General features: G+C 71.1%; 14 protein-coding genes. 9 read left to right on the top strand and 5 right to left on the bottom strand.

The genetic code is table 11. The features are described 5' to 3' along the window. Positions 1–40 precede the first annotated feature (40 nt). The gene (locus J2X68_RS00685) at positions 41–937 is read left to right on the top strand and encodes a LysR family transcriptional regulator (RefSeq protein WP_310430412.1); all 897 of its coding nucleotides are present in this window, start codon (positions 41–43) and stop codon (positions 935–937) included. A 507-nt stretch (positions 938–1444) separates the two neighbouring features. Here J2X68_RS00685 and J2X68_RS00680 read toward each other — a convergent pair. Together J2X68_RS00680 and J2X68_RS00675 are read right to left on the bottom strand one after the other, a co-directional pair. Further along, positions 1445–2305 (bottom strand): phosphatase PAP2 family protein, encoded by an 861-nt coding sequence (locus tag J2X68_RS00680; protein ID WP_310430411.1) that lies wholly within the window; start codon positions 2303–2305, stop codon positions 1445–1447. Between the two features lie 131 nt (positions 2306–2436). Continuing rightward, the gene (locus J2X68_RS00675; protein ID WP_057599686.1) at positions 2437–3471 is read right to left on the bottom strand and encodes a LacI family DNA-binding transcriptional regulator; all 1035 of its coding nucleotides are present in this window, start codon (positions 3469–3471) and stop codon (positions 2437–2439) included. Between the two features lie 398 nt (positions 3472–3869). Between J2X68_RS00675 and J2X68_RS00670 the strand changes: the two genes are divergently transcribed. The 8 genes from J2X68_RS00670 (at position 3870) to J2X68_RS00635 (ending at position 18430) form a co-directional block, all read left to right on the top strand. Further along, positions 3870–5144 carry an extracellular solute-binding protein gene (locus tag J2X68_RS00670; protein ID WP_310430410.1) on the top strand — a complete coding sequence of 425 codons (1275 nt, stop codon included), beginning with the start codon at positions 3870–3872 and terminating at the stop codon, positions 5142–5144. A 115-nt stretch (positions 5145–5259) separates the two neighbouring features. Further along, positions 5260–6264 (top strand): sugar ABC transporter permease, encoded by a 1005-nt coding sequence (locus J2X68_RS00665; protein WP_310430409.1) that lies wholly within the window; start codon positions 5260–5262, stop codon positions 6262–6264. Positions 6265–6277: 13 nt separating this feature from the next. Beyond that, positions 6278–7183 (top strand): sugar ABC transporter permease, encoded by a 906-nt coding sequence (locus J2X68_RS00660; protein WP_310430408.1) that lies wholly within the window; start codon positions 6278–6280, stop codon positions 7181–7183. Between the two features lie 184 nt (positions 7184–7367). Then, a complete protein-coding gene (locus J2X68_RS00655; protein WP_310430407.1) occupies positions 7368–9056 on the top strand; it encodes a glycoside hydrolase family 13 protein in 1689 nt (562 codons plus the stop codon). A gap of 136 nt (positions 9057–9192) precedes the next feature. After that, entirely contained in the window at positions 9193–10569 is a 1377-nt protein-coding gene (locus tag J2X68_RS00650) for an alpha-amylase family protein (protein ID WP_310430406.1), read from the top strand. Positions 10570–10921: 352 nt separating this feature from the next. Next, a complete protein-coding gene (pulA, locus tag J2X68_RS00645; protein WP_310430405.1) occupies positions 10922–16339 on the top strand; it encodes a pullulanase-type alpha-1,6-glucosidase in 5418 nt (1805 codons plus the stop codon). A 71-nt stretch (positions 16340–16410) separates the two neighbouring features. Further along, positions 16411–18033: a fused response regulator/phosphatase gene (locus J2X68_RS00640; protein WP_310430404.1), complete on the top strand. Its 1623-nt coding sequence runs from the start codon at positions 16411–16413 to the stop codon at positions 18031–18033. A 34-nt stretch (positions 18034–18067) separates the two neighbouring features. Continuing rightward, positions 18068–18430 (top strand): isomerase, encoded by a 363-nt coding sequence (locus tag J2X68_RS00635; protein ID WP_310430403.1) that lies wholly within the window; start codon positions 18068–18070, stop codon positions 18428–18430. Positions 18431–18571: 141 nt separating this feature from the next. Here J2X68_RS00635 and J2X68_RS00630 read toward each other — a convergent pair whose 3' ends face one another. The 3 genes from J2X68_RS00630 to J2X68_RS00620 form a co-directional block, all read right to left on the bottom strand. Further along, complete coding sequence (locus J2X68_RS00630; protein ID WP_310430402.1) at positions 18572–19261, bottom strand: TetR/AcrR family transcriptional regulator; 690 nt, start codon at positions 19259–19261, stop codon at positions 18572–18574. 204 nt (positions 19262–19465) lie between these two features. Continuing rightward, positions 19466–20500 carry a PDR/VanB family oxidoreductase gene (locus J2X68_RS00625; protein ID WP_310430401.1) on the bottom strand — a complete coding sequence of 345 codons (1035 nt, stop codon included), beginning with the start codon at positions 20498–20500 and terminating at the stop codon, positions 19466–19468. After that, on the bottom strand, positions 20500–21402 hold the full coding sequence (locus J2X68_RS00620; RefSeq protein ID WP_310430400.1) for a metal-dependent hydrolase: 903 nt from the start codon (positions 21400–21402) through the stop codon (positions 20500–20502). Before J2X68_RS00620 ends, J2X68_RS00625 begins: the two co-directional genes overlap by 1 nt. Positions 21403–21511: the final 109 nt, after the last annotated feature.

Below are 21511 nucleotides of genomic sequence, written 5' to 3'. Positions count from 1 at the left end.
ACAAGTGAAATGTTCTGGACTGTTCGTTAAGCTGTTCTGCATGCTTGATGTGCGGCGGATGCAGGTGTTGCGGGCGGTCGTCGGCAACGGGTCGGTGACGGGGGCCGCGGCCGTGCTGGGGTACACCCCGTCGGCCGTCAGTCAGCAGGTCGCCGCCCTGGAGAGGGAGGCGGGGACCGCGTTGCTGGAGCGGGCCGGGCGGGGTGTGCGGCCCACGGCCGCCGGACTGCTGCTCACCCAGTACGCGGACGCCATCGGCCGCCAGGTCGCCGAGGCCGAGACGGCGCTGGCCGACCTGCTCGCCGGGCGGACCGGCCGGCTGGGCGTGCGGTACTTCGCCACCGCCGGGGCCGGACTGGTGGCGCCCGCCGTGGCTCGGCTGCGGGAGGCGCACCCCGGCGTCCGGATCGAGCTGAGGCTGACGGCCGGTCCCGAGGACCCGCTGGCGGAGGTGCGGGAGGGACGCGCCGATCTGGCGTTGGTGGTGCGCGGGGAGGGCCGGCAGGGCACCGGCGTACGGCTGCTGCACCTGCTCGACGATCCCTATCTCGCCGTCCTGCCGCGCGGGCACCGGCTCGCCGGGCGGCGCGGTGTGCGGCTGGAGGAGCTGGCCGAGGAGACGTTCGTGGGCAGCGAGTGGCCGGGGCCCTGTCTCGACGCTCAGCTCGAGGCGTGCGCGGCGGCCGGGTTCCGGCCCCGGTTCGCGGTGCAGAGCGAGGACTACGTGACCGCCCAGGGGTTCGTCGCCGCCGGTCTGGGGGTGAGCCTCGTGCCCCGGCTGGGGCTCGGCAGCCGGCATCCGGGGGTCGTCGTGCGGGAGGTGCGGGACCCGGTGCCGGTGCGGGTCATCCAGGCGGTGGTCCGCGAGACGGCGCCGCCGCAGCCCGCGCTGGACGCGTTCATCGACGCGCTGAAGGCGGCCGCGGAAGCGCCGTGAACTCGCGCGGGCCCGGGCCGTGCCGCGCGGCGCCCTTCGGCGGTGGCGCGGGGCGGCTCCCCGGCCGTGGCGCGCGGCGCCCTTCGGTCGTGCCGTGCGCGGCCCCACCGTGGCGCGGGGTGCCTCCCCGGTGTGGCGCGGGGTGCCTCCCCGGCTGTGCTGCGGGGCGGCTCCCCGGCCGTGGCGTGCGGCGCCCTTCGGTCGTGCCGGGCGCGCCCCCACCGTGGCGCGGGGTGCCTCCCCGGCTGTGCTGCAAGGCGCCTCCCCGGCCGTGCCGTGCGCGCCCGCCGGGCTACGCGGAGCCGTCCACGCGCGGGGTCCTCGCGTGGTTCATGAGCCCCGTCGACCCGGTCGCCGCTCCGGCGGACGAGGTGGCCGGGGCGCCGGTGCGGCGCACCGTGGCCGGGGGACACGTGGTGCGCCGGGGAGAGGGCTGAGCGGGAAACCGTGACGCCGGCGCCGGGTGCGGCGTCCGTGCCGAGCGGCGGCGTCGAGCGGCTTCGTGCGTCAGGCCTTCGTGGGGAGCAGGGGCCTGCCCTGCCCCCTCGGGGGCACCCGTCGCGGCAGGGAGTACGGCAGGGTCCCGTACCAGACGCCGGCCACCGCGAAGCCGAAGGCCAGGCAGAGGACGCCGCCCACGGCGTCCAGCCAGAAGTGGTTGGCCGTCGCGACGATCACCACCAGGGTCGCCGTCGGGTACAGCAGTCCCAGGATGCGCACCCAGGGCAGCCTGGCCAGCGCGAAGACGGTCAGACCGCACCACACGGCCCAGCCGATGTGCATGGACGGCATCGCCGCGTACTGGTTCGACATGTGCTTGAGGTCGCCGGACGCCATCGAACCCCAGGTCTGGTGGACCATCACGGTGTCGACGAAGTCACCGCGCGGCATCAGCCGCGGCGGCGCCAGCGGATACAGGTAGTAGCCCACCAGGGCCACGGCCGTGGTGGCGAAGAGCACCAGGCGCGTCGCCGCGTAGCGTCCCGGGTGGCTGCGGTAGAGCCAGACCAGCACGGCCAGCGTGACGACGAAGTGCAGGGTCGCGTAGTAGTAGTTCATGCCCACGATGAGCCAGGTCACCGAGTTCACGGCGTGGTTGACCGACTCCTCCACGGCGATGCCGAGACTGTGCTCCGCGCGCCAGATCCAGTCCGTGTTGCGCAGCGCCTCGGCGCGTTGCTCCGGAACCGCGTTGCGCACCAGCGAGTAGGTCCAGTAACTCACCGCGATGAGCAGGATCTCGAACCAGAGGCGGGGGCGGCGGGGGCTGCGCAGCCGGTCGAGGCGGCGTGGGCGGGGCGCGGCCGTGACGGGGTCCGGAAGGGCCTGGCCACGGCCTTCCAATGGCGTCACAGTCGGTTCACCCATGGACATAAAGTCTGCCAGAAAAGACCTCTTGGCCCGATCATCCCCCGGTCGGGTTCGGCCCGCACTTCCTACGACGGGCGGACCGCTTCGCCTACTGCCGGCGTACGGGGCAGAACCCGGACGTCTCCGCCCTACGGACGATTCCGGTCCCCGGGGGCCGAAGCGGTCGAACCGCGGACCACCAGTTCCGGCATGAACACGAACTCGCTGTGGGGCGCCGGAGTTCCGCCGATCTCCTCGAGGAGCGTGCGGACGGCGGCCTGTCCCATCGCGGGGACCGGCTTGCGGACGGTCGTGAGGGGCGGGTCGGTGAAGGCGATCAGCGGGGAGTCGTCGAAGCCGACCACCGAGATGTCCTGGGGCACCGCGAGGCCGCGCTGCCTGGCCGCCCGTATCGCGCCCAGCGCCATCATGTCGCTGGCGCAGACGATCGCCGTACAGCCCCGGTCGATCAGGGCCGTCGTCGCCGCCTGGCCGCCCTCCAGGGTGTAGAGGGAGTGCTGGACCAGGTCCTTCTCGATCGTCTCGGGGTCGAGGCCCAGCTGTTCCTGGACCGCCCGGACGAAGCCCTCGATCTTGCGCTGGACCGGCACGAACCGCTTGGGGCCGAGCGCCAGTCCCACCCGGGTGTGGCCGAGCGAGACGAGGTGGGTGACCGCCAGGGTCATCGCCGCCCGGTCGTCGGGGGAGATGAACGGCGCCTGGACCTTCGGGGAGAAGCCGTCGACCAGCACGAAGGGGACGCCCTGCGCCCGCAGCTGCTCGTAGCGCTGCATGTCGGCCGTGGTGTCCGCGTGCAGGCCCGACACGTAGATGATGCCCGCGACCCCGCGGTCGACCAGCATCTCGGTCAGCTCGTCCTCCGTGGAGCCGCCCGGTGTCTGGGTGGCGAGGACCGGGGTGTAGCCCTGGCGGGTCAGCGCCTGGCCGATGACCTGGGCCAGGGCCGGGAATATCGGGTTCTCCAGCTCCGGCGTGATGAGACCGACCAGACCCGCGCTGCGCTGGCGCAAGCGGACGGGGCGCTCGTAGCCCAGGACGTCCAGAGCGGCGAGCACGGATTGGCGGGTGGTGGCGGCGACACCGGGCTTGCCGTTGAGAACGCGGCTGACGGTCGCTTCGCTCACCCCCGCCTGCGCAGCGATGTCGGCAAGCCGTGTGGTCACAGGGGTGGACTGTACCGGTCGGGTGCTGACTTGCACACCGATCGGACGCCGTGGGCGACCTGGTGAACGGCCCGCGGGCTGCTGCGTCATCGCGCTCCCTCATGAAAGTGATGGCAAGAGCTTGCAGAGTCTTGCACAGCGGCCCTGTCTCCCGCCGTGAGGCCCCGCAGCCATGACAACTACGGTCTCACAGCGGTCGACGGAAGGTCACGCACGGATCACGCGCGGATAACTTCGGTGATGTCTTGCACTTTTTTTCTGCAAGGTCTTTCGTGCCGCTTACATCGCTGTTACGTTCACGTCGCCCGACGGCAGCAACGGCGCGGTCGGAGTCGGCAGGACAGCGGACGGGACCGCTTCCTGTAGCTAAACGGGCTCTCACCCTCAAGGAGAAACTCATGCGGCGTGGCATAGCGGCCACCGCGCTGGTGGCGTCTTTCGCCCTCGCGGCGACGGCCTGCGGCGGGGACGACAGCGGCAGCGACAACTCGTCCGGGCCGGTCACCATCACCTGGTGGGACACCTCCAACGCCACCAATGAGGCGCCGACGTACCAGGCCCTGGTCAAGCAGTTCGAGGCCGCCAACAAGGACGTCAAGGTCAAGTACGTCAACGTGCCCTTCGACCAGGCGCAGAACAAGTTCGACACGGCCGCCGGCGCCTCCGGCGCCCCGGACGTGCTGCGCTCCGAGGTCGGCTGGACCCCCGCCTTCGCCAAGAAGGGCTTCTTCCTGCCGCTGGACGGCACGGAGGCCCTCAAGGACCAGGCCAAGTTCAAGTCGAACCTGATCGAGCAGGCCAAGTACGAGGGCAAGACGTACGGCGTGCCGATCGTCACGGACACGCTCGCGCTGGTCTACAACAAGGCGCTCTTCACCAAGGCCGGCATCACCGAGGCCCCCAAGACCTGGGACGACCTGAAGACGGCCGCCGCCACCATCAAGGCCAAGACCGGCGTCGACGGCTACTGGGGCTCCACCCAGGCCTACTACGCCCAGTCCTTCCTGTACGGCGAGGGCACCGACACCGTCGACGCCGACGCCAAGAAGATCACCGTCAACTCCCCGGCCGCCCAGAAGGCGTACGGCACCTGGCTGGGCCTCTTCGACGGCAAGGGCCTGCACAAGGCGGACACCACCGCCGACGCGTACGCCCACATCCAGGACGCGTTCGTCAACGGCAAGGTCGCCGCGATCGTCCAGGGCCCGTGGGAGATCACGAACTTCTACAAGGGCAGCGCCTTCACGGACAAGAACAACCTCGGCATCGCCACCGTCCCGGCCGGTTCCGCCGGCAAGGCGGGCGCCCCGACCGGCGGCCACAACCTCTCGGTCTACGCCGGCTCGGACAAGGCCCACCAGGCCGCCGCGCTGAAGTTCGTCAACTTCATGACCTCCGCCGCCAGCCAGGCGACGATCGCCCAGAAGAACTCCACGCTGCCGACCCGCGACGACGCCTACACGGACGCCGTCAAGGCCGACCCGGGCATCGCCGGCTACCAGACGGTCCTGTCCGCCGCCCAGCCGCGCCCGGCGCTGCCGGAGTACAGCTCCCTCTGGGGCCCGCTCGACACCGAACTGCCCAAGATCGCGGGCGGCAAGGAGACCCTCGACAAGGGCCTGAGCACCGCTGAGACCGCCATCGCCAAGCTGGTGCCGGACTTCAGCAAGTGAGCCCGAGTGGCCGCCGGATCTCCCGCACCTGGGGGGAGAGATCCGGCGGCCACCGGCCTGTGAGCCGTACCACCCCGTCGAAGATCCAGCGTGAAGATCCAGAAGGTGTCGAATCATGACAGTCGCCATCGACCGCGCGACCGGCAAGCGCCGCGGTGACCGTGAGCCGAAGCCCGGGCCGGCCGGGCGCCTGAGGCGCGGCTACCAGAAGCACTGGTACGCGTACGCCATGATCGCCCCGGTGGCGGTCGTCCTCGGTGTGCTCGTGCTGTACCCCCTGGTGTACGGCCTGTACCTGACGCTCACCGACGCCAACAGCCTGAACACGGCGCGCACGATCGGCGTCAACCACATCGACGCCACCTACAAGTTCATCGGCCTCGACAACTACGCCGACATCCTCTGGGGCCCGACGGCCTACGACCGCTTCTGGTCGCACTTCATCTGGACGATCGTCTGGACGGCGGCCTGTGTCGCTCTTCACTACGGCATCGGACTGGGCCTCGCGCTCCTGCTCAACCAGAAGCTGCGCGGGCGGACCCTGTACCGGCTGATCCTGGTGCTGCCGTGGGCGGTGCCCACCTTCGTCACCGTGTTCGGCTGGCGGTTCATGCTCGCCGACGGCGGCATCATCAACTCCGCGCTGGACGCCTTGCATCTGCCCTCGCCCCTGTGGCTCGAGGACAGCTTCTGGCAGCGGTTCGCCGCGATCATGGTCAACACCTGGTGCGGTGTGCCGTTCATGATGATCTCGCTGCTCGGCGGCCTCCAGGCCATCGACGGCTCCCTGTACGAGGCGGCCGAGATGGACGGCGCCAGCGCCTGGCAGCGCTTCCGGTACGTCACCCTGCCCGGCCTGCGGTCCGTCAGCTCGACCGTCGTCCTGCTGGGCATCATCTGGACCTTCAACCAGTTCGCCGTGATCTTCCTGCTGTTCGGCAACACCGCCCCCGACGCGCAGATCCTCGTCACCTGGGCGTACTACCTCGGCTTCGGACAGCAGCCGCGTGACTTCGCCCAGTCCGCCGCCTACGGCATCCTGCTGCTGGCCATCCTGATCGTCTTCACGTCGTTCTACCGCCGCTGGCTGAACCGCAACGAGCAGCAGCTCGCGATCTGAGGCAGGAGTCCCCATGAGTAGCACCACCGCCGAGACCTCCGCCCCCGTGAGCGAGCAGCGCGCCAAGACCCCGGGCCGGGCCCGGCGCCGCGGCGAGAACAGCCTGGCCGGCTCCCTCGCCTCGCACGGCGTCCTGCTCGTCGCGAGCGTCATCGCGCTCTTCCCGATCGCGTGGCTGGTCTATCTGTCCCTCGGCCCGGACACGGACGACTATCTGCACCCGGGCGGCATCTGGGACAAGATGACGTTCGACAACTACACGTTCGTCCTCCAGCACACCCAGTTCTTCGACTGGCTGAAGAGCTCGCTCGTCGTCACGCTGGGCACCACGGCCATCGGCGTGCTCATCGCCGCCACCACCGGCTACGCCGTCTCCCGGATGCGCTTCCCCGGCTACAAGAAGTTCATGTGGGTCCTGCTGGTCACCCAGATGTTCCCGGTCGCGGTGCTGATGGTGCCGATGTACCAGATCCTCTCGGACCTCCAGCTCATCGACAACTACTTCGGTCTGATCCTCGTCTACTGCACGACGGTCATCCCGTACAGCGCCTGGCTGCTCAAGGGGTACTTCGACACCATCCCCTTCGAGATCGACGAGGCGGGACGCGTGGACGGGCTCACCCCGTTCGGCACCTTCTTCCGGCTGATCCTGCCGCTCGCCAAGCCCGGTCTCGCGGTGGCCGCGTTCTACAACTTCCTCACCGCCTTCAGCGAGGTCGCCTTCGCGTCGACGTTCATGCTGAGCGACGACAAGTACACCCTCGCCGTCGGTCTGCAGTCCTTCGTCAGCGAGCACGACGCCCAGCGCAACCTCATGGCCGCCACGGCGGTGCTGATCGCGATACCCGCCGCCGTGTTCTTCTACCTCGTGCAGAAGAACCTGGTGACCGGACTCACCGCGGGCGGAACGAAGGGCTGAAGCCCTGCGAGACTCCGTGCGCCGTCAGGCGCGCGGGTGGCGGCCGCGGTGTCCATCCGACCCCGCCGGCACCGCGGCCGCCTCATCCAACCGTCTCATCGACTCGCCTCGACCACTCGCCCTCGAATACCGAAGCGAGCCCCAACACTCCATGTCAACAGCCCCGTTACGTACCAAGGACGCCATGAGCCAGCAGCCCGCAGCCCCGGCCCCCACCCCCACCTCGGCTGTCGCCACCGTCGCCAAGCGCCGTGACTGGTGGCGGGACGCGGTGATCTACCAGGTGTACCCGCGCAGCTTCGCCGACAGCAACGGCGACGGCATGGGCGACCTGGAAGGCGTACGCTCCCGTCTCCCGTACCTGCGCGACCTCGGTGTGGACGCCGTGTGGCTCAGCCCCTTCTACGCCTCCCCGCAGGCAGACGCCGGTTACGACGTCGCCGACTACCGCGCGGTCGACCCCATGTTCGGCAACCTCCTCGACGCCGACGCGCTCATCCGGGACGCCCGTGAAGTGGGCCTGCGGATCATCGTCGACCTGGTCCCGAACCACTCCTCCGACCAGCACGAGTGGTTCAAGCGGGCACTGCGGGAAGGCCCCGGCTCCCCCCTCCGGGACCGCTACCACTTCCGGCCCGGCAAGGGCGCGAACGGCGAACTCCCGCCCAACGACTGGGAGTCCATCTTCGGCGGCCCCGCCTGGACCCGGGTCACCGAGCCGGACGGCGCCCCCGGCGAGTGGTACCTGCACCTCTTCGCCCCCGAGCAGCCCGACTTCAACTGGGAGCACCCGGCGGTCGGGGACGAGTTCCGTTCCGTCCTGCGCTTCTGGCTGGACATGGGCGTCGACGGCTTCCGCATCGACGTGGCCCACGGCCTGGTCAAGGCGGCGGGTCTCCCGGACCTCGGCGCCCACGACCAACTCAAGCTGCTGGGCAACGATGTCATGCCGTTCTTCGACCAGGACGGCGTCCACGAGATCTACCGCCAGTGGCGTCTCATCCTCGACGAGTACTCGGGCGAGCGCATCTTCGTCGCCGAGGCCTGGACCCCGACCGTCGAGCGCACCGCCAACTACGTCCGTCCCGACGAGCTCCACCAGGCCTTCAACTTCCAGTACCTGGGCACCGAGTGGGACGCCGAGCAGCTGCGCGAGGTCGTCGACCGCACCCTGGAGGCGATGCGCCCGGTCGGCGCCCCCGCCACCTGGGTGCTGTCCAACCACGACGTGACACGGCACGCCACCCGCTTCGCCAACCCGCCCGGCCTCGGCACCCAGATCCGCACGGCGGGCGACCGCGAGGTCGGGCTGCGGCGGGCGCGGGCCGCCACGCTGCTGATGCTGGCTCTCCCCGGCTCGGCGTACGTCTACCAGGGCGAGGAGCTCGGCCTCCCGGACGTCGTCGACCTGCCCGACGAGGTGCGCCAGGACCCGGCGTACTTCCGCGGCGCCGGCCAGGACGGCTTCCGTGACGGCTGCCGGGTCCCGATCCCGTGGACGCGCGAGGGCTCGTCCTACGGTTTCGGCGACGGCGGCAGCTGGCTGCCGCAGCCGTCCGGCTGGGGCGAGTTGAGCGTGGAGGCCCAGCAGGGCGTGCCCGGCTCGACGCTGGAGCTGTACCGCTCGGCCCTCGGGATCCGCCGCTCGCGGCCCGACCTGGGCGCGGGCGACTCGGTGGAGTGGCTGAAGGCCCCGGCGGGCGTACTGGCCTTCCGCCGCGGGGAGTTCGTGTGCGTGGCGAACACCACGGGGGAGTCGGTGACGACCGCGGCGCACGGGCGGGTGCTGCTCGCCAGCGGTGAGGTGACCGAGACGGACTCCGGCGAGGCGAAGCTCCCGGCGGACACGACGGTGTGGTTCACGACGGTCTGACGACCTCCCAGGAATTTCTTGCATCAACTTCGCACGGCCCGCTGCCTTTTCAGGCAGCGGGCCTTTACCATCTCCGTCACCGCAAGATTGCTGACGTGTTTCAGCAAGCGCCTTCAACGGAGAAGGACTTCCCCACATGGCAAGCAGCAGACCCCTTTCGGGCGCCCTCGCCCTGGCCGCCGCGGCCGCCGTCATGGCCCCTACAGCCGTGTCCGCCGCCCCGCCCGGCACCAAGGACGTCACCGCCGTCCTCTTCGAATGGAACTTCGCCTCGGTCGCCAAGGAGTGCACCAACACCCTCGGCCCGGCCGGTTACGGCTACGTCCAGGTCTCCCCGCCCGCCGAGCACATACAGGGCTCGCAGTGGTGGACGTCGTACCAGCCCGTCAGTTACAAGATCGCGGGCCGGCTCGGCGACCGTGCCGCGTTCCAGAGCATGGTGAACACCTGTCACGCGGCCGGTGTGAAGGTCGTCGTCGACACCGTCGTCAACCACATGTCCGCGGGCAGCGGCACCGGCACCGGCGGCTCGTCGTACACGAAGTACGGCTACCCGGGCCTGTACTCCTCGTACGACTTCGACGACTGCACGTCCCAGATCACCAACTACGCGGACCGCTGGAACGTCCAGCACTGCGAGCTGGTCGGCCTCGCCGACCTGGACACCGGCGAGGAGTACGTCCGCAAGACCGTCGCCGGGTACATGAACGACCTGCTCACCCTCGGCGTCGACGGCTTCCGCATCGACGCCGCCAAGCACATCGACACCGCGGACCTCGCCAACATCAAGTCGCGGCTGACGAACCCGGGCGTGTACTGGAAGCAGGAGGTCATCTACGGCAGCGGAGAGGCCGTCCAGCCGACCGAGTACACCGGCAACGGGGACGTCCAGGAGTTCCGTTACGCCTACGACCTCAAGCGGGTCTTCAACAACGAGAACCTCGCGTACCTGAAGAACTACGGCGAGGGCTGGGGGTACCTGAGCAACTCCGCCGCCGGGGTGTTCGTCGACAACCACGACACCGAGCGCAACGGATCGACCCTCACCTACAAGGACGGCGCGAAGTACACGCTCGCCAACGTCTTCATGCTCGCGTATCCGTACGGCGCGCCGGACGTCAACTCCGGTTACGAGTGGTCGGACGCGGACACGGGGCCGCCCGCCGGGGGCGCGGTGAGCGCCTGCTGGCAGAACGGCTGGAAGTGCCAGCACGCCTGGCCGGAGATCATGCGCATGGTGGCGTTCCGCAACGCCACGCGCGGTGCGGCGATGACCGACTGGTGGGACAACGGGGGCGACGCGATCGCCTTCGGGCGCGGCAGCAAGGGGTACGTGGCGATCAACCACGAGAGCGGTTCCCTCAGCCGGACGTACCAGACGTCCCTCGCCGCCGGCACCTACTGCAACGTGCAGAACAACACGACGGTGACCGTGAACGGTTCGGGCCAGTTCACGGCGACCCTCGGCGCCGACACCGCACTGGCGATCTACGCGGGCAAGTCGAGCTGCTGAGTTCGCTCCCCGGCCGTCACCGGCGGCCCCGACCCGCTCCCGCGGCGGCCGGGGCCGCTCTCGCGCTGCTCCAGGACCCGGCGGGCGGGGCGACCCGCACCGTACCGCAGCCGCCCGGGCAGGGCACGTCCGTGGGCACGGACGCGCCCTGCCCGGGCGGCGACACGGGGTGCGCGTGGGGTGATGGCGAGGAGACCGTCAAGGGTCCGGTGAAAGTTCTTTCCGTCGGTTGCAAGACTCTTGCTGTAAACCTTTCGTGAGCGATACGGTCACGCGGGCGCCCGGCGACGAAGCCGTCCCGCGGCGTTGGGGTCGGACCCAAGAGAGCCGTAATCGCAAGGAGTTCCCGCCTGTGATACCGAGATGGCCGGCGCCCCTGACGCGCCGCACCGCGCCACCTGCCCGACGGATCGCGGCCGTCGCCGTGACCGCGCTGGCCGCCGCCCTCGTGCAGCCCCTCGCGGCGCACGCGGACAGCCCGCCCCCGCCGCCGTCCGACGCGAAACTGGCCGCCGCGCCCGCCCGCCACGACGCCACCCGTGAGCAGTTCTACTTCGTCATGCCGGACCGCTTCGCCAACGGCAGCACCGCCAACGACGAGGGCGGACTGACCGGCTCACGCCTCGCCACGGGTTACGACCCCACCGACAAGGGCTTCTACCAGGGCGGCGACCTCAAGGGCCTGACCCAGCGGCTCGACTACATCAAGGGCCTCGGCACCACGTCCATCTGGATGGCGCCGATCTTCAAGAACCGGCCCGTGCAGGGCACCGGCGCCAACGCCTCGGCCGGCTACCACGGTTACTGGATCACCGACTTCACCCAGGTCGACCCGCACTTCGGCACCAACAAAAACCTGGAGACCCTCATCGCCAAGGCGCACGCCAAGGGCATGAAGGTCTTCTTCGACGTCATCACCAACCACACCGCCGACGTCGTCGACTACGAGGAGAAGTCCTACGGCTACCTGTCCAAGGGCGCGTTCCCGTACCTGACGAAGGACGGCGTGCCCTTCGACGACGCCGACTACGCGGACGGCGGCACGAAGTTCCCGGCCGTCGACGCCGACTCCTTCCCGCGCACCCCGACGGTCGCCGCCGGGCAGAAGAACGCCAAGGTCCCGTCCTGGCTCAACGACCCGGCGATGTACCACAACCGCGGCGACTCGACCTATGCCGGTGAGTCGACCACGTACGGCGACTTCTCCGGGCTCGACGACCTGTGGACCGAGCGGCCCGAGGTCGTCGCCGGGATGGAGAAGATCTACCAGCGCTGGGTGCGGGACTTCGGGATCGACGGCTTCCGGATCGACACCGTGAAGCACGTGAACATGGAGTTCTGGACCCAGTGGGCGACGGCCCTCGACGCCTACGCGGCCCAGCAGGGCCGGGACGACTTCTTCATGTTCGGCGAGGTCTACTCCGCCGACACCTCGGTCACGTCCCCGTACGTCACCCAGGGCCGCCTCGACGCCACGCTCGACTTCCCCTTCCAGGAGGCGGCCCGCCAGTACGCCTCCCAGGGCGGCAGCGCGCGGAAGCTCGCCTCGGTCTTCGCCGACGACTACAAGTACACGACCGACAAGGCCAACGCCTACGAGCAGGTCACCTTCCTCGGCAACCACGACATGGGCCGCATCGGGTACTTCCTGAACCAGGACAACCCCGGGGCCTCCGACGCCGAACTCCTCGCCAAGGACGAGCTCGCCAACGAGCTGATGTTCCTCAGCCGCGGCAACCCGGTGGTCTACTACGGCGACGAGCAGGGCTTCACCGGCTCGGGCGGCGACAAGGACGCCCGCCAGACCATGTTCGCCTCGCGCACCGCCGACTACCTCGACGACGACGAGATCGGCACCGACCGCACCCACGCGAGCGACGCCTACGACACCGGCGCCCCGCTGTACCGGCAGATCAGCGCCCTGTCCCAGCTGCGCAAGGCGAACCCGGCCCTCACCGACGGCGTCCAGACCGAGCGCTACGCGGCCGACGGCCCCGGCGTCTACGCCTTCTCCCGCAACGGCACCGGCAAGGACACGACCGAGTACGTCGTCGCCTTCAACAACGCCGGCACGGCGCAGGAGGCGACCTTCGCCACGGGTTCCGCGAACACCGCGTTCCATGGCATCTACGGCACCGGGAAGACGGTGACCGCCGGCGCCGACAAGAAGATCACCGTCACCGTTCCCGCGGGTTCCGCCGTCGTCCTCAAGGCCGCTCGCAAGCCGTCCGCGCCCACCGCCGGGCCGACCGTCACCCTGCGGGCCCCGGCCGCCGGCGCGACCGGCACCGTCGAGCTGAACGCCGACGTGCAGGGCGGCGCGCTCGACCGGGTCGTCTTCGCCGCCCAGACGGGCAACGGCAAGTGGCAGACCCTCGGCTCCGCCGACCACGCCCCCTACCGGGTCACGCAGACCCTCGACGCCGCCGTCCCCGCCGGAACGGCGCTGCGCTACAAGGCGGTCGTCGTCGACTCGGCCGGGCGCACGGCGAGCGCCACCGCGGCCTCCGTCACCGGCACCCCGCCCGCCCCGGAGACCCCCACCGCCTCCTCCCGCGACTACGCGATCGTCCACTACAAGCGCACCGACGGCGACTACGCCGACTGGGGCCTGTACGCCTGGGGCGACCTGGCCGACGGCGAGTCGACCACCTGGCCGGACAGCCACCCCTTCGTCGGCCGGGACGCCTACGGGGCGTTCGCCTACGTCAAGCTGAAGCCGGGCGCCTCGTCCGTCGGGTTCCTGGTCATCGACGAGCAGGGCGGCAAGGACGTCTCCGCCGACCGCACGATCGACGTCACGAAGACCGGCGAGGTCTGGATCGAGCAGGGCAAGGAGGACGTCCTCACGAAGAAGCCCGAGTACCCCGCGCAGGACACCGCCAAGGCCGTCCTGCACTACCACCGCGCCGACGGCGACTACAGCGGCTGGGGCCTGCACACCTGGACCGGGGCCGCGAACCCCACCGAGTGGTCGAACCCGCTGAAGCCGGTCACCACCGACGCGTACGGCGCGGTCTTCGAGGTGCCGCTCACCGCCGGCGCCACCAGCCTCAGTTACATCCTGCACAAGGGCGACGAGAAGGATCTCCCGACCGATCAGTCGCTGGACCTCACCGCCGACGGGCACGAGGTGTGGCTGCTGGGCGGGCAGGAGAAGTACCTGCTCCCGCAGCCGGCCGGCTCCGCGGCGGCCCTCGACCTGAGCACCTCCAAGGCGGTCTGGATCGACCGGAACACCGTCGCCTGGAACGGTTCCGAGGCGGCCGCCTCGACCCAGCTGCTGTACAGCGCGAAGGGTTCGATCGCGGTCGCCGACGGCACGCTCACCGGCGCCGCGCGGTGGCTGCGGCTGACGAGAACGACCCTCACCGACGCCCAGAAGGCCGCGTACCCGCACCTCAAGGCCTCCACCGCCTGGTCCGTCGACCCGCGCGACCGGGACCGGGTGCGCGCCGCGCTGAGCGGGCAGGTCGTCGCCTCCCAACGGGCCGTGAACGGCGCGGTGCTGGCGGCCACGGGCGTGCAGACCGCGGGCGTGCTGGACGACCTGTACCCCGGGGCGACCAAGGCGCGGCTCGGTCCGACCTTCCGTGACGGCCGGCCCACCCTGGCCGTCTGGGCGCCGACGGCGCAGCAGGTCGCCCTGGAGCTCGACGGCTCCACCGTGAAGATGCGGCGCGACGACGCCACCGGCGTCTGGTCCGTCACCGGGCCCGGATCCTGGAAGAACAAGCCCTACCGGTACGTCGTGACCGTGTGGGCGCCCAGCGTCGGCAAGGTCGTCACCAACAAGGTCACCGACCCCTACTCGGTCGCCCTGACCACCGATTCCGCGCGCAGTCTCGTCGTCGATCTCGACGACAAGGCCCTCGCCCCCGGCGGCTGGTCCACGCTCGCCAAGCCGAAGGCCGTCCCGCTGAAGGACGCCCAGATCCAGGAGCTGCACGTCCGGGACTTCTCCGTCGCGGACACGACCGTGCCCGCCCGGGACCGGGGCACCTACCTGGCCTTCACGGACCGGGACAGCGACGGTTCGAAGCATCTGCGGGAGCTGGCGGCGGCGGGCACGTCGTACGTCCACCTGCTGCCCGTCTTCGACATCGCGACCATCGCCGAGGACAAGGCCGCGCAGTCGACCCCCGGCTGCGACCTCGCCTCCTACCCGGCCGACTCCGACAAGCAGCAGGAGTGCGTGGCCGCGACCGCCGCGAAGGACGCCTACAACTGGGGGTACGACCCGTACCACTACACGGTCCCCGAGGGCTCCTACGCGGACGACCCGGACGGGACCGCCCGGACCGTCGAGTTCCGCAAGATGGTGAAGGCACTGAACCAGGACGGCCTCAGGGTCGTCATGGACGTCGTCTACAACCACACGGCCGCGAGCGGCCAGGCGGCGACCAGCGTCCTCGACCGGATCGTCCCCGGCTACTACCAGCGGCTGCTCGCCGACGGCTCGGTGGCGAACAGCACCTGCTGCGCGAACACCGCGACCGAGAACGCGATGATGGGCAAGCTGGTCGTCGACTCGATCGTCACCTGGGCCAAGGAGTACAAGGTCGACGGCTTCCGCTTCGACCTGATGGGACACCACCCCAAGGCCAACATCCTGGCGGTGCGCAAGGCGCTGGACGCGCTGACCCCCGCCAAGGACGGCGTCGACGGCAAGAAGATCATCCTCTACGGCGAGGGCTGGAACTTCGGAGAGGTCGCCGACGACGCCCGGTTCGTCCAGGCCACGCAGAAGAACATGGCGGGAACGGGCATCGCGACCTTCTCCGACCGGGCGCGCGACGCCGTGCGCGGCGGCGGGCCGTTCGACGCGGACCCGGGCGTCCAGGGCTTCGCGTCCGGGCTCTACACCGACCCCAACTCCTCCACGGGCAACGGCACACCGGCCGAGCAGAAGGCCCGGCTGCTGCACTACCAGGACCTGATCAAGGTCGGGCTGAGCGGCAACCTCGCCGCCTACCGCTTCACGGACACCGACGGCAAGCAGGTCACCGGCGCCGAGGTCGACTACAACGGCGCCCCGGCGGGCTACGCGAAGGCGCCCGGCGACGCCCTCGCCTATGTCGACGCGCACGACAACGAGTCGCTGTTCGACGCGCTGGCGTACAAGCTGCCCAAGGGCACCTCGGCGGCCGACCGGGCCCGGATGCAGGTGCTCGCCATGGCCACCGCCGCGCTCTCCCAGGGGCCCGCGCTGTCCCAGGCGGGCACGGACCTGCTGCGCTCCAAGTCCCTGGACCGCAACTCCTACGACAGCGGGGACTGGTTCAACGCGATCCACTGGAACTGCGCCGCCGGCAACGGCTTCGGCCGGGGATTGCCGCCGGCTCCCGACAACGCCTCCAAGTGGCCTTATGCCAAGCCCCTGTTGACCTCCGTGGGGGTGGGCTGCCCGCAGATCACCGCGGCCTCCGCCGCCTACCGGGATCTGCTCGGCATCCGCACCACCGAGAAGGCGTTCTCGCTCGGGACCGCCGCCCAGGTGCAGTCGGCGCTCTCCTTCCCGCTCTCCGGGAAGGAGGAGACACCCGGGGTGATCACCATGGAACTCGGTGACCTCGTCGTCGTGTTCAACGCGACGCCGACCGCGCGGAAGCAGACCGTCGACACGCTCGCCGGGACGGGATACCGCCTGCACCCGCTGCAGGCGGCGGGGTCGGACCCCACCGTCAGGACCGCGTCGTACGACGCGCAGTCCGGCACGTTCGCCGTGCCGGGCCGTACCGTCGCGGTGTTCTCCCGGACGACCCCCTAGACAGGGGCATTACCTTGGTGGAGCAGACCTGAAGCCGGTCTGCTCCACCGGTTGAGTCCGAGGGTCGGCAGATGGACGTCAACGACAGACGGACAGCCACGACCGTGCTGGTCGTGGACCGTACGGCGGCCGGCCGGTTCGCCCTCGGCGCGGTGCTGCGCCGCGCCGGCCACCAGGTCGTCGCGGTCGGCACCGGCCACGAGGCCCTCGTCGAACTGGACGTGCGGCGGCGCAGGGGCGCGCTGCCGGACGTCGCCCTCGTCGACGTGGAGCTGCCCGACATGAGCGGCTTCGAGCTGTGCCGCCGGCTCAAGGCCCGGCCGCACATGGCCGGGCTGCCCGTCGTGCACTTCTCGGCCGGCGACGTGGCCCCGGGCGACCGCGGTCAGGGACTGGACGCGGGCGGCGAGGCCCACCTGGCGATGCCCGCCGAGCCCGAGGAGATCGACGCCGTGGTCCGGGCGGCCGTACGGGCCGCGCGGCTGCGGGCCGACGACCGGGCGGCGGCCCGGCGGCTGTCCCTGCTGTCGGAGGCGATCGTCGGCATCCAGGCGGCGCGCTCCCCCCAGGAACTCGCCGACGCGGCCGCCGAGGGTGCCGCGCGGATCACCGGCTCGCCCGCCGCCGCCTTCGTCCTCGGCCCGGACGACGTGCTGCACCGCGGCACCTCCCGCAGCCGCACCTCGCTCGCGCTGCCGGACCAGGAGGCCCACCAGGCCGTCGTCGCGACGCTGCGGCGGCTCACCCACGGCCAGGCGGGTGTGCGGATCACCACGGTCCCCGCGCCGCTGTGGCCCGCCGGGTTCTTCCGGCCCGGGGTGCCGCACGACGCCCGGCTGGTGCTGCTCCCCACCCAGGACGGCAGGTCCTCGGTGTGTCTGGCCGTCCCCACCCGGGGAGCCCGCCGGGTGGATCCCGAGACCGAGTCCCGGCTGGCCCGGCTCGCCCAGGCCACCGCGCTCGCCGCCGAGCCCCTGCTGATGTACCAGGCCGAGCGGCACGTCGCGCTCACCCTCCAGCACAGCTTCCTGCCCCGGCCGCAGCGGCTGCCCGAGCTGCCCGGCGTCGACGTCGCCGTCCGCTACGTGCCCGCGTCCCGGGAGGCGGAGATCGGCGGCGACTTCTACGCCGCCCTGCGCACCGGGGGAGGGGTGCTGGCCGCGGTGGGCGACGTCGTCGGGCACTCGCTCGAGGCGGCCACCGTCATGGTCGAGATCCGGCACGCGCTGCGCGCCTACTGCGTCGACGAGAGCGACCCGGCGGTGCTCGCCGAGCGCCTCGACCGGATGCTCCGGCTCTACCACCCCGAGGTCACGGCGACGGTCTGTCTGGTCCTGATCGACCCCGGAACAGGGCGCACGAGCATCGCCAACGCGGGGCACATCCCGCCGCTGATCGTCCGGGACGACGGCGGCGCCGACTACGCCAAGGCGGCCGGCCCGCTGCTCGGCCCGGGCCTGCCCCACCCGCCGCCCACCGAACTGTTCCTCGAGCCCACCGACCGGCTCCTCATGGTCACCGACGGTCTGATCGAGACCCGGGGCACCGACCTCGCGGTCTCGATGGAGCAGCTCCGCGCGGCGGCCATCGGCGCCATGCCGGGTCTGGACGCGCTGTGCGACACCCTCCTGACCAGCTTCGGACACGAGCGGGAGGACGACATCGCCATGCTGGCCCTGCGGCTGAAGAATTAGGCTGGGCGTTGTTTGCCCTGGAACAGGAGTGCCCATGCCGCAGATCACCGTCGACTACTCGACCACGATGGCGTCCGCCTTCGACCGGAGCGGGTTCGCGCGGGCCTTGCACACCTCGGTCGTCGAGATCGCGGCCGCCAAGCCGGAAGCCTGCAAGACCCTGTTCCGTCCGGCCGAGTTCACCGCGTTCGGCTACGACGACCCCGAGGAGGCTGGGCACGCCGTCGTCCACGTCACGCTGGGGCTCCTGGCCGGCCGCACCGACGAGACGAAGACGAAGCTGACCGAGGCCGTGCTGGAGCTGCTGCGCGAGCACGTGACGCAGGACGGTTTCGTGCTCCACGCCTCGGCCGAGGTGCGCGACCTCGACCCGTCCTACCGCAAGTACGAGGGCTAGGGCCTGTCTGACCATTCCCGTCTGCCCCGGGCGACGACGGGAATGGTCAGACAGGCCCTGGGGCGGGCAGGGCGCACACGTCGCCCCGGGCGGACGGGACCGATTCCGGGCGGTCCCGGCGGCCCGTCCCGGGGGCCGGTCTCAGGAGGCGAGAGCGATGAGCCGGGTGACCAGGTCGCCGAACGGCCCGTCGGCAGGCTCGCCGCCGAGCACGGGGCGCAGCAGGGCGCGCAGCTCGTCGTCGTGGGCCGCGCTGACGGCCGTCAAGGCGGCGAAGTCCTGCACGAGCTGGACCTCCAGCTCCTCGCGCGGGATGCGCCGCCCGTCCAGCCAGATCAGCGCGGTCGACTCGGCGAGAGAGATCCAGGAGCGGACGATCAGCTCCAGCCGCGGGGGCGCGTCGGCGACCCCCAGGTGCGACAGGATCTGCTCGTAGGCGTTCTGGCGTACGGAGTCGATGAGGGCGTTCGTGGTCGAGGAGCCGACCGCCGGGCCGCCGCGCATGAGGGCGGAGAATCCCGGGCCGTGCGCGTCCACGAAGTCGAAGTAGCGGCGCATCACACGGAGCAGCCGGGAGCCGAGCGGTCCTTCGTGCGGCTCCGCGAACCGGCCCGCCAGATCCTCCGAGGCCCGCTTCAACGCGGCCTCGTACAGGCTGAGTTTGCCGGGGAAGTAGTGGTAGACGAGGGGGCGCGAGATACCCGCGGCCGCGGCTATCTCGTCGATGGAGACCTCGTCGGGCGAGCGCTGGGCGAACAGTTCGAGGGCGACGCCGATCAACTGCTGCCGACGCTCCTCGACTCCCATTCTGCGACGGACCCCGGTAGTCATACGAACACCTTACCGATCGGATCCGGCCCGGAATGGACCGGACCGGCGCAGACGTTCACCCGATCCGTCACCAAAACGGTCACTTGTCCGGTCACATGTCAGTCATTCCCGGCCGCTCCCCTTGCCCGCCGCGCGCCCGGTCCTTCGTGCCTCCTCCGCGCGGGCCCGCCGGGTGCCGGGCCGGTCGCGGGGCCGCGCACCGGATCACATGTCCAGCACCAGCCGTTCGCCGCGCGCCCGCGAGACGCAGATCAGCATCGAGTCGCCGCGCTCCGCGTCCGTGAGCAGTTCGTCCCGGTGCTCCACCTCCCCGGCGAGCACCCGCTGTTGGCAGGTCCCGCAGAATCCCTGCTCGCACGAGTAGAGGGTGTCCGGCAGAGCGGCGCGGACGGCGGCCAGCACCGTCGAGTCCGCCGCGACCGTCACCACCCGCCCGGTGCGCCTGAGTTCGACCTCGAAGGCGTCGCCGTCCCGGACGGTACGCGCCGCGAACCGCTCGAGCCGTACGTGCGGCGCCCGTTCCGCCACCGCCGCCATGAGCCCCTCCGGGCCGCAGCAGTAGACGGCCGCCCCCTCGGGCAGATCCCCGAGCGCCGCGTCGAGATCGGGCCGTCCCTCCGTCACCGTCACCCGGTCGCGGTCCTCCCCGGCGAGCTGCGCGACCTCCGCCAGGAACGGCATCGAGGCCCGTGTCCGGCCGGCGTAGAGCAGCCGCCACTCGGCGCCCTCGGGGAGGGCCCGCAGCATGGGCAGGAGGGGCGTGATGCCGATGCCCCCGGCGACGAAGACGTACGAGGGCGCCTCGACGAGCGGGAAGCGGTTCCGGGGCCCGCGCACCTCGACCTCCATCCCCTCCCGCAGCTGCTCGTGCACCTCGCGCGAGCCGCCCCGCCCGTCCGTGACGAGCCGCGCGGCGACGGTGTAGGCGGAGGCGTCCGCCGGGTCCCCGCACAGCGAGTACTGCCGTACCAGCCCCGAGGGCAGCACGAGGTCGAGGTGGGCTCCCGGCTCCCAGCGCGGCAGCTCGCGTCCTTCGAGCCGCAGCAGGACCACACCCTCGGCGGCCTCCCGCCGTTCGGCGACCAGGAGCCGCAGCGCCCGTGACCGGGGCCGGCCGGAGACCGGTTCCGCCAGTGCGGGCATGGGCCACAGGGGTGAGACCCTGATCCGGCGGCGCAGCGCCCGCCGGACGAGCAGCGCCGCGCCCGCGACGGCCACGGCGGCCAGCGGCTTCGGCATCACGACGCCCTCTCTTCCGCGGCGAGCGCGGCCAGCGCGGCGGGGGAGGAGGCGAGATAGGCGACCGCCTGCTCGGTGGAGCCCTCCTGCGAGGGGTGGTAGGCGCGGCTCAGATAGCGCGGCACCGACCGCAGCAGGTCGCCGGTCGCGGGCAGCGTGCCCCGTCTGCCGCGGACGTAGAAGTCCTTGAAGGAGGCGCGCCCGTCGACCAGGGTCGGGTCGTTCTCCATGAAGAAGCGGATCCCGCGCTGCCACAGGAACACCAGCGCCGCGAACGCCGTCGCCCAGGTCCGCACCCGCCGCCGGTAACCGCCGTCGATGTGGGTGAAGAGGTCGAAGGCGACGGACCGGTGCTCGACCTCCTCGGCCCCGTGCCAGCGCAGCAGGTCCAGCATGGTCGGGTCGGCGCCCCGCCGGTCGAGCTCCTCGGCGTTCAGCACCCAGTCGCCGAGGAACGCGGTGTAGTGCTCGATGGCCGCGATCAGCGCCACCCGTTCCCTCAGCCACCAGCGCCGGGGCCGCCCGGGCGGCAGGGTCCGGTCGCCGAGCAGCTTCTCGAAGAACCAGTCGATCTGCGCGGTGTACGGCGTCGGGTCGAGCCCCTGCTCGCGCAGATGCGGTAGCACCTCGTCGTGGGCCTGGGAGTGCATCGCCTCCTGCCCGATGAACCCGATGACGTCCTCGCGCAGCCGCTCGTCCCGGATGTACGGCAGGACCTGCCGGTAGACGTGCACGAACCAGCGCTCACCGGCCGGCAGCAGCAGATGCAGCACGTTGATGGTGTGCGTGGCGAACGGGTCCCCCGGCACCCAGTGCAGCGGGGTGTCCTCCCAGGAGAAGGACACCTTGCGCGCCTTGAGCGTGACCCGCTCGTCCGGCAGCCCCTCAGGCTTGTTAGACATGATGTCAATGTACTGACGGGTAGGGCGGTGGTGAACCCCTGTGCGACAACTCGCCCGCACGACGTGCCCACCCGGCTCGTCCGCCCGGCGGGTCCGGCCGGACCCCCGG

This window comes from Streptomyces sp. 3330, from assembly GCF_031456635.1.
In the GTDB taxonomy this organism is placed as follows: Bacteria; Actinomycetota; Actinomycetes; order Streptomycetales; family Streptomycetaceae; genus Streptomyces.
Note: the sequence above shows the minus strand (reverse complement) of the source record. Positions and strands in the feature narration are given on the sequence as shown.

What these genes read in the sequence shown, in the direction of transcription:
- J2X68_RS00685 (WP_310430412.1), top strand. Translation starts at nt 41, where the DNA reads ATGCTTGATGTGCGGCGGATGCAGGTGTTGCGGGCGGTCGTCGGCAAC.
- J2X68_RS00680 (WP_310430411.1), bottom strand. Translation starts at nt 2,305, where the DNA reads ATGGGTGAACCGACTGTGACGCCATTGGAAGGCCGTGGCCAGGCCCTT.
- J2X68_RS00670 (WP_310430410.1), top strand. Translation starts at nt 3,870, where the DNA reads ATGCGGCGTGGCATAGCGGCCACCGCGCTGGTGGCGTCTTTCGCCCTC.
- J2X68_RS00665 (WP_310430409.1), top strand. Translation starts at nt 5,260, where the DNA reads ATGACAGTCGCCATCGACCGCGCGACCGGCAAGCGCCGCGGTGACCGT.
- J2X68_RS00660 (WP_310430408.1), top strand. Translation starts at nt 6,278, where the DNA reads ATGAGTAGCACCACCGCCGAGACCTCCGCCCCCGTGAGCGAGCAGCGC.
- J2X68_RS00655 (WP_310430407.1), top strand. Translation starts at nt 7,368, where the DNA reads ATGAGCCAGCAGCCCGCAGCCCCGGCCCCCACCCCCACCTCGGCTGTC.
- J2X68_RS00650 (WP_310430406.1), top strand. Translation starts at nt 9,193, where the DNA reads ATGGCAAGCAGCAGACCCCTTTCGGGCGCCCTCGCCCTGGCCGCCGCG.
- J2X68_RS00640 (WP_310430404.1), top strand. Translation starts at nt 16,411, where the DNA reads ATGGACGTCAACGACAGACGGACAGCCACGACCGTGCTGGTCGTGGAC.
- J2X68_RS00635 (WP_310430403.1), top strand. Translation starts at nt 18,068, where the DNA reads ATGCCGCAGATCACCGTCGACTACTCGACCACGATGGCGTCCGCCTTC.
- J2X68_RS00630 (WP_310430402.1), bottom strand. Translation starts at nt 19,261, where the DNA reads ATGACTACCGGGGTCCGTCGCAGAATGGGAGTCGAGGAGCGTCGGCAG.
- J2X68_RS00625 (WP_310430401.1), bottom strand. Translation starts at nt 20,500, where the DNA reads ATGCCGAAGCCGCTGGCCGCCGTGGCCGTCGCGGGCGCGGCGCTGCTC.
- J2X68_RS00620 (WP_310430400.1), bottom strand. Translation starts at nt 21,402, where the DNA reads ATGTCTAACAAGCCTGAGGGGCTGCCGGACGAGCGGGTCACGCTCAAG.